Origin of the sequence: Planobispora rosea (genome assembly GCF_014648175.1) — a bacterium.
GTDB lineage: Bacteria > Actinomycetota > Actinomycetes > Streptosporangiales > Streptosporangiaceae > Planobispora > Planobispora rosea.
Map to the genome: position 1 here is coordinate 1 of NZ_BMQP01000098.1, position 6,289 is coordinate 6,289.

The 6,289-nt window shown below is 69.8% G+C and carries 6 protein-coding genes and 2 pseudogenes; 1 reads left to right on the forward strand and 7 read right to left on the reverse strand.

Annotated elements, in window-relative coordinates; all coding sequences use genetic code 11:
* Positions 1–6: 6 nt before the first annotated feature.
* The 3 genes and pseudogenes from IEZ08_RS38725 to IEZ08_RS38735 form a co-directional block, all read right to left on the reverse strand.
* A pseudogene (locus IEZ08_RS38725) lies at positions 7–219 on the reverse strand (universal stress protein); the annotation flags it as partial.
* A 44-nt stretch (positions 220–263) separates the two neighbouring features.
* A complete protein-coding gene (locus IEZ08_RS38730; RefSeq protein ID WP_189244213.1) occupies positions 264–1,169 on the reverse strand; it encodes a PNPOx family protein in 906 nt (301 codons plus the stop codon).
* A 65-nt stretch (positions 1,170–1,234) separates the two neighbouring features.
* Entirely contained in the window at positions 1,235–1,456 is a 222-nt protein-coding gene (locus IEZ08_RS38735) for an ATP-binding cassette domain-containing protein (protein WP_068923092.1), read from the reverse strand.
* Between the two features lie 136 nt (positions 1,457–1,592).
* Between IEZ08_RS38735 and IEZ08_RS38740 the strand changes: the two genes are divergently transcribed.
* On the forward strand, positions 1,593–1,778 hold the full coding sequence (locus IEZ08_RS38740) for a DUF4342 domain-containing protein (protein WP_084780016.1): 186 nt from the start codon (positions 1,593–1,595) through the stop codon (positions 1,776–1,778).
* Positions 1,779–1,990: 212 nt separating this feature from the next.
* On the opposite strand, the gene IEZ08_RS38745 is transcribed toward IEZ08_RS38740, so the two are convergent.
* The 4 genes and pseudogenes from IEZ08_RS38745 to argF all read right to left on the reverse strand — a co-directional run bounded on the left by IEZ08_RS38745 (position 1,991) and on the right by argF (position 6,111).
* Complete coding sequence (locus IEZ08_RS38745; protein WP_229803960.1) at positions 1,991–3,187, reverse strand: iron-containing alcohol dehydrogenase; 1,197 nt, start codon at positions 3,185–3,187, stop codon at positions 1,991–1,993.
* 271 nt (positions 3,188–3,458) lie between these two features.
* Positions 3,459–3,809, reverse strand: a pseudogene (locus tag IEZ08_RS40575) (bifunctional acetaldehyde-CoA/alcohol dehydrogenase); the annotation flags it as partial.
* Between the two features lie 358 nt (positions 3,810–4,167).
* Positions 4,168–5,103 (reverse strand): carbamate kinase, encoded by a 936-nt coding sequence (arcC, locus tag IEZ08_RS38750; RefSeq protein WP_068923089.1) that lies wholly within the window; start codon positions 5,101–5,103, stop codon positions 4,168–4,170.
* A gap of 3 nt (positions 5,104–5,106) precedes the next feature.
* Complete coding sequence (gene argF, locus IEZ08_RS38755) at positions 5,107–6,111, reverse strand: ornithine carbamoyltransferase (protein ID WP_189244214.1); 1,005 nt, start codon at positions 6,109–6,111, stop codon at positions 5,107–5,109.
* Positions 6,112–6,289: the final 178 nt, after the last annotated feature.

Consider the following 6,289-nt stretch of genomic DNA (forward strand, 5'->3'; position numbering starts at 1 on the left):
GTCGGTTCAACACGGCAACCTACGCCCGCTGTCTTTTACACCGCATCCGGGACGCCACCGCACGGCCACGGCGCCGCGGGCGTGGTGCAGAACCCCGCGGCTGACCGAGCCCAGCGCCAGGGAGCCGAGGGCACCGCGGCCGCGGGAGCCCACCACGACCAGGTCCACCTGCTCCGAGGCCGCGCTCAGCGCCTCGACCGGGTGGGCCGGTCGGCCATCAACGGAGATCCAGTTCTTCGACGGCGGTTAGAGAATCGACGCCGTCACATCCCGCCGTCTCCCAACCTAGTCCGATGCGTTCCTCGCAAGAAACTCAGGACAGCCAGGCCGGTGAGCGCCGCGACGGTGACTGCCATGACCATGCCGCCGAGCACCCCGATGAGCGCGACCAGCCAGCCCGGCTGTCCCTCCTGCCACAGCGGTGTGGTGATCGCGGTGAACCCGCCCAGCGCGACCAGCCATGCCCCGGCCGTCGCCGCCACCCACCACGCGGCCCCGCTCACCTGACGGCGCAGCACCCGCCATTGCAGAACGCCCATGGAGGTCAGCAGCATCACACCGAGCAGCACCAGCAGCACGGGCGGCCATCGCGTGAACCGGTCACCGGCCACGATCGGCAGGCAGCCGATCAACCAGGCGGCAGCCGCTCCCCCGGCGGTCGCCCGTACCCAGGCGAGGGTGGACAGCGCGGGTAGCGCCGCCCGCAGCGCATACGCCTGGGCAAGCCCGAGGACGGCGCCCTCGACCGTCCCGGCGGCTACGATCGCAGCAGCCTGAAGCAGTGGCCCGGCCCGTCCGGGAGCGGCCACCGCGGCGGCCTCCTCCACCGGCATGATCGGCTCGTCGCGGCCGAGGGCCCGCCCGATCGCCAGTAGCACGGCCTGTACCTGTTCGGGGTCGTAGCTGACATCCGCCCGTCCGGAACGTTCGACGCCCTGCAAGGTGAGCCGCAGCGGGACCCCGCTCTCCAGATTGCGCCACCATGCCCGCGACCGCTTGCTGACCAGCGTCAATCTCTGGCCGTCCTGGGAGTATTGTGTCGGGACCAGGATGGTGGCGCCGCTGCGCCGACCGGTGACGGTCAGCAGGACGATCCACCGGGAGATCAGATCATGCCATGGGGTGCGCAGTATCCGCCGGACCACCGGGTTGATCAGGCGTGTCTGCATCCGGTCCAGGATCCGGCGTGGACGCTGGCCGGACATGAGTGCAGGCGCCTTGTGATCTGTATCCGTCATGCTGATGCACTTCGTTTCGTCCGTAAGCGCCGACCTGTCACCGTGCCGCCGTCCCGGCCGCGATGGCCCTCCAGGATCTCCACCGTGGTGGTCTTGCCGGCGCCGTCCGGCCCCAGCAGGGCGAACACCTCGCCTTCGGCGACGGTGAAGCTCACTCCGTCCACCGCCCGTACGGGCCCGTAGTGTTTGCGCAATCCATCGACGATCACCGCGGACATGGCGCCTCCTCCCCTCGGGGATTCCGATGATCCACCGCTGCGCCGGGGCCGGGCAGAACCATAGGGCGCGTGGCCACAGGGACTTTGGGCCTTACCGGGAAGTACCTGGCGGGGCCTCCCCGCCGACGGCGAGGACCTGAAGAACTCCCACGGGCACACTGTGCTGGAGATTCCGGTCGCCGTCGGGGTGGTGGCGTTCATCGCCGCCCCTGTCGTGACTGCGGTCGGCGCACTGGCTGCTCTCGCCGCGCAGTGGTCAGCGGAGGTCGAACGCGACCGGCAGGACGGTGAGATCCTCCAGCTCACTCCCGAACAGGAGTGAGCACGTCGGCCGACCCGGTCGGGTGGTATCCCGGACCGGGTCGGCCGGATGCCGCTCCGCCGGCGACACGGGCCCGGACGGCGACCAGAGACGTCGGACGGTTTTCACACACTGCTCGAAGAATCCCGGACCGGTTCCCCCGGCTGGGGAAAGCCGCCGGACCCACCTGCGCGGCAGACCCGGCGACCTACTCCATCGTGTGATCTGCCCAGTCATGCAGCCTGCTCTGCATCACCGTCGCGGCGGCCGTAGTAGGCGGCCCGCATCAGCTCCTGCATGTCGTCCAGCATCGGCATGCGCGGGTTGGCCGAGGCGCACTGGTCCTCGTAAGCGTTGATCGCCTGCTGCGGCAGCGCGTCCAGGAACGTCCGCTCATCGACGCCGATCTCCTTGAGCGACCGCTCGATCCTCACCGCGTCGCGCAGGCGCTCCACCGCCGCCGCCAGGGACTCGACTCCCTTGTCGGCCGTTCCGGCAGGCAGGCCGAGCGTGCGGACGATCTCCTGGAAGCGTTCCGGGGCGCGGTAGTCTTCGTACTTCGGCCAGCCGGACAGCTTCGCCGGCACGGTGCCGTTGTAGCGGATCACATGCGAAAGCAGGAGCGCGCTGGTGCGTCCGTGCGCCACGTGGAAGGTGGCGCCCAGGGTGTGCGACATGGCGTGCACGATGCCGAGGAAGGCGTTGCCGAAAGCCATGCCCGCGATGGTGCCGGCGTTGTGCGTCTTCTCCCTGGCCTCGGGGGCGGCGGCGCCCCGCGTCACCGCCCGCTCCAGATGGGAGAAGATCAGTTTGATCGCCTGCAGGGCCAGGCCATCGGTGAAGTCGTTGGCGTAGACCGACACGTAGGACTCGATGGCGTGGGTCAGCGCGTCGAAGCCGCTGTCGGCGGTGACCACGCGGGGCAGCTCGGCCGCCGGCACCGGGTCCACGATCGCCACGCTCGGGGTGAGCGCGTAGTCGGCCAGCGGGTACTTCTTGCCGGTGGCCGAGTCGGTGACGACGGCGAACGGGGTCACCTCCGCCTCGGTGCCCGAGGTGGTGGGCACGCACACCAGGCGGGCCCGCTCCCTCAGCGTCGGGAACCGGAAGGCGCGCTTGCGGATGTCGGAGAACTTCTCCCTCATGTCCGCGAAGACGACCTCCGGGTGCTCATAGCGCAGCCACATCACCTTCGCCGCGTCCATCGCCGACCCGCCGCCCAGCGCGACGATGGTGTCGGGCTGAAAGGCCCGCATCAACTCGGCGCCCCGGTCCACCGTCACGACGCTCGGCTCCGGCTCCACATCGTCGATGATCTGCAGGGCGACCCGCTCGGCGCGGCGCTGCAGCACATCGATGATCCGGTCCACGTAGCCCAGCCGGGTCATGACGGGGTCGGTGACGACGGTGACGCGGCGGACCTCCGGCATGTCGGCGAGATAGCGGATCGCGTTCGGCTCGAAGTAGATCTTCGCCGGGGACGGCGAACCCGGCCCGCTCGGCGATCCACGTCGGGGAGCGGCCGACCACCTCGGGGTTGAGCTTCGCTCCCGAGCACCCCTCCCCGCGGGCGGTCACCCCGAAGACGAACTCCTCCAGCGTCTTCTTCTCCGCGGGCGTGGCCACGTGGGCGCGCAGCCGCCGGAACTCGGCGACGACGGCGTCGTGGACGTCGTCGTCGACGATGACCGCCTGCTCGGAGGCGCAGATCATGCCGTTGTCGAAGGTCTTGGAGAGCACGATGTCATGTACGGCGCGGCGCAGTTTCGCACTGCGCTCGATGCAGGCCGGGACGTTACCCGCACCGACACCCAGGGCCGGCTTGCCCGCCGAGTAGGCCGCCCTGACCATCCCGTTCCCGCCGGTGGCGAGGATGACCGAGACTCCGTCGTGGTGCATGAGCGCGGTCGTCGCCTCCAGCGAGGGTTCCTCCGTCGAGGTGGGGTTGGTGACCGGTGTGACGCCGCAGACGACGCCGACCGGGTCGGCGATCTCCACGATCCCGTTGATCTCGTCCCGGGAGATGGCCCCGACCGTCTTGAGGTCGGCCATGCTGTGCGTGGTGTGCTCGCAGGCGAAGATGTTCTTGACGGCCTTGAGCGCGTTGCCCACCAGGGCGTCGATCGCTGTCCGGACGTCGGCAGAAGGGGCGGCTCCCGTACGGGAGTCGGTCGTCTCAATCACCTCGTTGAGCTCGTGGGTGCCCTCTCGTCTCCACTGTCGGCGAGAGTCCCGCCCCGGGTCTGCCGCGCAAGGGCCCGAGACGGGAGGGACGAGGTCGCTCCCTATCTCTGGTCGGGGCTCCAGCCTTTCGCCATGGCCCCACCGGGGACAGGGACCTTCGTCCCGCCCGCACGCGCCGTACGTCCCCTTGCCGGGCGGCAGTGGACTGCCGCCCGGGACCTGTTGGTCACAACGTGCTGGCCAGGGGCCAGGTGGCGTTGGGGGTGATGATGGTGCCCGCCGTCCCCTCCAGGATCTGCTGGGCCTGGTCCAGCCGGCCGATCGCGGCCATGTCGCCGGTGGTCTCCACGAAGTGGCAGGCCGCCTCGACCTTCGGCCCCATCGATCCGGCGGGGAAGTCCAGCTCCCGCAGCTCGTGCGGGGTGGTGTGGCGGATCTCCTGCTGCTCGGGGGTGCCGAAGCCCTTCATGACCCGTGGCACGTCGGTCAGGATCAGGAAGGCGTCGCATTCGAGTGCCTCGGCGAGCATCGAGCCGGTCAGGTCCTTGTCGATGACCGCCTCGATGCCCTGCAGCTGCCCCTTCTCGTTGCGGATGACCGGGATGCCGCCGCCGCCCGCGCAGACCGCCACGACGCCGTCGCGGACCAGGCCGCGGATCAGCCGGGTCTCCACCACCCGCTGAGGGCGGGGCGAGGGCACGACCCGGCGCCAGTACGGCCCGTCGGGCCTGACCGTCCAGCCGTTCTCCGCGGCCAGCCGCTCCGCCTCCTCCCGGTCGTAGACCTGGCCGACGAACTTGGTCGGCTCGGTGAAGGCCGGATCCACCGCGGAGACCAGCGTCTGGTTGATCATGGAGATGACCTGGCGGCCAGGAAGCGCGTTCTGCAGCGCCTGGAGCATCCAGTAGCCGATCATGCCCTGGGTCTGCGCGCCGAGCGTGTCGAACGGGTAGGGCCGGCTGAGGTTGGGGTCACTGGCGCTCTCCAGCGCCAGCACCCCGACCTGCGGGCCGTTGCCGTGGGTGATGACGAGCTCGTGCTCGCGGGCCAGTTCGGCCAGGGCGGCGGCGGCGACGCAGACGTTGTCCTGCTGCAGGTCGGCGTCGGGCCTCTGCCCGCGCTGCAGCAGCGCATTGCCCCCCAGGGCGACCAGTACGCGCATCGTTCAGCCCCCCAGGGTGGCGACCATGACGGCCTTGATGGTGTGCAGGCGGTTCTCGGCCTGGTCGAAGACGATGGACCGGGGCGATTCGAAGACCTCCTCGGTGACCTCCAGCGCCTCGTGGCCGGTCTTGACGAACAACTCGTCGCCGACGGCGGTCTCGCGGTTGTGGAAGGCCGGCAGGCAGTGCATGAACTTGACGGCCGGGTTGCCGGTCGCCGCCACCAGGGCGGTATTGACCTGGTACGGCATGAGCAGCTCGATGCGCTCGGCCCAGACCTCCTTGGGCTCTCCCATGGAGACCCACACGTCGGTGTAGAGGAAGTCGACGCCGCGTACGCCCTCGGCGACGTCCTCGGTGACGGTGATGCGCGCACCGGTGGTCTCGGCCAGTTCCCGGGCGGGCTTGACGACCGCGACCTCGTCGGGCCACAGTGACCGGGGCGCCACCAGGCGTACGTCCATGCCGAACATCGCGCCGGTGACCAGCAGGGAGTTGCCCATGTTGTTGCGGGCGTCGCCGAGGTAGGCGTAGGAGATCTGGTGCAGGGGCTTGTCGCTGTGCTCGGTCATGGTGAGCATGTCGGCGAGCATCTGGGTGGGGTGCCACTCGTCGGTCAGGCCGTTCCAGACCGGCACTCCGGAGTGGGCGGCCAGTTCCTCGACGTGGGCCTGCTTGCGGCCGCGGAACTCGATGCCGTCGTACATCCGCCCCAGCACCCGGGCGGTGTCCTTGACCGACTCCTTGTGGCCCATCTGCGAGCCGGACGGGTCGAGGTAGGTGACGTGGGCGCCCTGGTCGAGAGCGCCGACCTCGAAGGCGCAGCGCGTGCGGGTGGAGGTCTTCTCGAAGATCAGGGCGATGTTCTTGCCCCTGAGCCGCTGCCGCTCGGTGCCGGCGTACTTGGCGGCCTTGAGGTCGGCGGCGAGCTTGATCAGGTAGCGGAACTCCTCCGGAGTGAAGTCGAGTTCCTTCAGGAAGCTGCGGTTACGCAGGTTGAATGCCATGTCGTTGGCTCCGTGATGAGGATCCCTTGGGGGATCAGTGCGTTGAGGGCTCCTGCCGGGGCGGGGAGCGGGGTGCCGGCAGGAAGGGGTGGTGCGGTGAAGGAGGAGTGCGCCGTGCTCAGATGCCGTCGCGCTCGATCGGGCAGCTCATGCAGCGCGGGCCGCCGCGCCCCCGGCC